Raw genomic sequence first — 2406 nt, 5'->3', positions numbered from 1 at the left:
GCGCAGACCCCACATGCTCGAGTACCTCGAGACGCCCCCGGACCTTCTGCACCACCTGCACGGCCACCGCGCCCGAAGCCGTCCTCACCTTCCGCACGTAGGCCATAGAGCAACGCTACCCGTTAGTTCCCCACCACACCCCCGCAAACATGCAACACCCCAGGTCACAGCCCCATACGACGGCGAAACCCGAATCGATGTCCTAAGTCAGGGGGTGGCGCGGACGCGGTTCCAGGTGCCGTCGGCGGCCCAGGCGCGGTGGCGCTTCCAGACCGTCTGCCAGGGCCCGTATTCGCTGGGCATGTCGCGCCAGGCGATCCCGCACCGGTAGCGATAGATGATCCCCTCGACTGCTTGCCGGTGATCGCGCTGGGGCCTGCCTGACCAGGGGCGCTGAGCCGGGAGCAACGGCTCGATCAATCCCCCTGGGCGTCGGACAACATGCTTCGTCGGCTCATCCGTCCACCATCACGCCAAGGATCACCACAAGGTTAGGAGACACGCCCTAGGCGGCCCGGCGGCGCAGCAGCAGCCACACGCCGGCTGCGCCGAGAGCGGCGAAGCCCGCACCGATGCCGACGGTTCCCCAGATCCCCTCAGAGCCTTCGGAGGGCGCCTCGGCCGCAGCGCCGCCTGGTTCGGATGCCTCTCCGGTCTCCATCGCATCATTTGCGCCGATGATCCCGCGGATCCAGTTCACTTGATCGGCCACTGGCGCCACTGCGACGGCAGCGTTGGAGGTCATCTTCTCCTCGGTCGGGTTGTCGGGCTCCTCGAAGAGACCGGCGGACATGATGGCGGCGACCTTGCCGTCGGCAAAGATCGCGCCTCCGGAATCGCCGGGCTGAATGCGTGCGCCGTCCTTCAGTGCGACCTCGAGGGCCGTGGGTGCCTCGTAGAGTGCCAGCGGCGATTCACCGCGGATCTCGGCCTGGGCAGAGGGCAGTTTGGTGGAGCCACCCGAACCGTCGGAGGACCAGCCGTAAATATTGACATCCCCGGTGGGCACCTCATCTGCCACTTCGGCGAATTTCTCGAGTTCCATCTCCTGCTCGGTGTGCAGCAGGGCGATATCTCCACGAGGGGCGGTCTCGTGGCGATCGACCTTGTATACCCGCTGCTGATCCCCCTGGCCGATGCGCACGGATCCCCCCGGCTTGGCCGCAGCGTCGACGCAGTGCCGGGCGGTGATTACCCAGTGGGGATCAATCGCGGTTCCGGTGCACACTCCGTCATCCGGGTCGGAGTCATCGACACGCACGGAGACGACCGGCTTGGCTTCCTCGGTCTCATCCGCGAAGGTTGTGCTCTGCAGTGCAGCAGCAGGCGCAGCGCTGAGCGCTCCTGCTGCGATCACTCCGGTCACGACGCTAACTGCGAATTTTCTCAATCTTTTCCCTTCCTACGGCCGCGGTGATGCGGCGAAGCAGAGTTTCGATAGGGCCACGCGCAAAGATCGCGAGCCAAACATAAGAGATGACGATGGCCCCAGCCAGGCTGACCCAGATGCCGAACCATTTCGGCGCCAGCCAATCGGCCGTGGTCGCGTGGACGCAGTACACGGTAAGTGGCATGCGACCTAGTGGAGCAAGCCTGCCGATCCAGCGCTGCAACAAGCAGCACACCGAGCAGATAGCCACCGACGTCCCGATGCTGCCCACGACATCGCCAAGGCCTCCGGTATGGCCGTTGGCGTCAAAAAATTCAGGCAGCAGGACGTACCAACGCAGCGCAAGATTCGCGACGAACAGCCCCGCCCCGACCACGAAGCCGAGAACAAGGCACCTTGGGGTGATCATGTGCCTTTGGAACAGTATCCCGGCGACCATAAGCGTCGCCCACATCACTGGCGAGTAGGGCCAGAATGCGGCAATCAGCACCACTGAGCCGGAGGCCAGCACCGCCGAGCTGAAGGCCAAAACACAGGCCAACCACAGAAGCACGGGCGAGCTCCAGCGCGGCGCCCAGGCGAGCAACGCCATGCACAGTCCGATGGTGCCGAGTACCACAAACACTTGCCCGGTGAACGGGGCGAGCGCGAAGTGCATGCCAATCAGGCACAGCCCGCGCACGATGAACTGGGCGGGGCGCGCCCGCATGTAGCCCATCGACACCCCGGAGATGAATGCGAAGAGCGCGGCTGGGAAGCCGTAGAACACTTGCACGGCCAGACCGTCGAGGTAGGTCAGATGGGCGATCATCATGCCGACGAGCGCCACGGCCCGCGCAACGTCGATACCAACGTTCCGGTTCTGCATGGCCAGGACGCTACGCACCCCTGGGCTTGCCCGCAAGTTGTTGACGGTTGATCAAGCTGCTTGGGCTTGATCTGCGTGTTCTTCGGTTTTGGCCTGGTCGCGTTTGATGGCGTTCTCGAACGCGACCGGGCTGGTGTAGTCGAGGCTG

Annotated in this window: 2 protein-coding genes and 1 pseudogene; all 3 read right to left on the bottom strand. The window is 64.6% G+C overall.

All coding sequences use genetic code 11. The features are described 5' to 3' along the window. Positions 1-222 precede the first annotated feature (222 nt). A pseudogene (locus MU407_RS13855) lies at positions 223-458 on the bottom strand (transposase); the annotation flags it as partial. Between the two features lie 47 nt (positions 459-505). After that, entirely contained in the window at positions 506-1366 is an 861-nt protein-coding gene (locus MU407_RS13850; RefSeq protein ID WP_246958367.1) for a trypsin-like serine protease, read from the bottom strand. A 4-nt stretch (positions 1367-1370) separates the two neighbouring features. Continuing rightward, positions 1371-2258: a DUF418 domain-containing protein gene (locus tag MU407_RS13845; protein WP_246958365.1), complete on the bottom strand. Its 888-nt coding sequence runs from the start codon at positions 2256-2258 to the stop codon at positions 1371-1373. Positions 2259-2406 lie beyond the last annotated feature (148 nt).

The sequence above is a fragment of the Brachybacterium sp. Marseille-Q7125 genome (assembly GCF_023062615.1).
Taxonomy (GTDB): domain Bacteria; phylum Actinomycetota; class Actinomycetes; order Actinomycetales; family Dermabacteraceae; genus Brachybacterium.
This window is presented reverse-complemented; position numbering and strand designations above follow the sequence as displayed.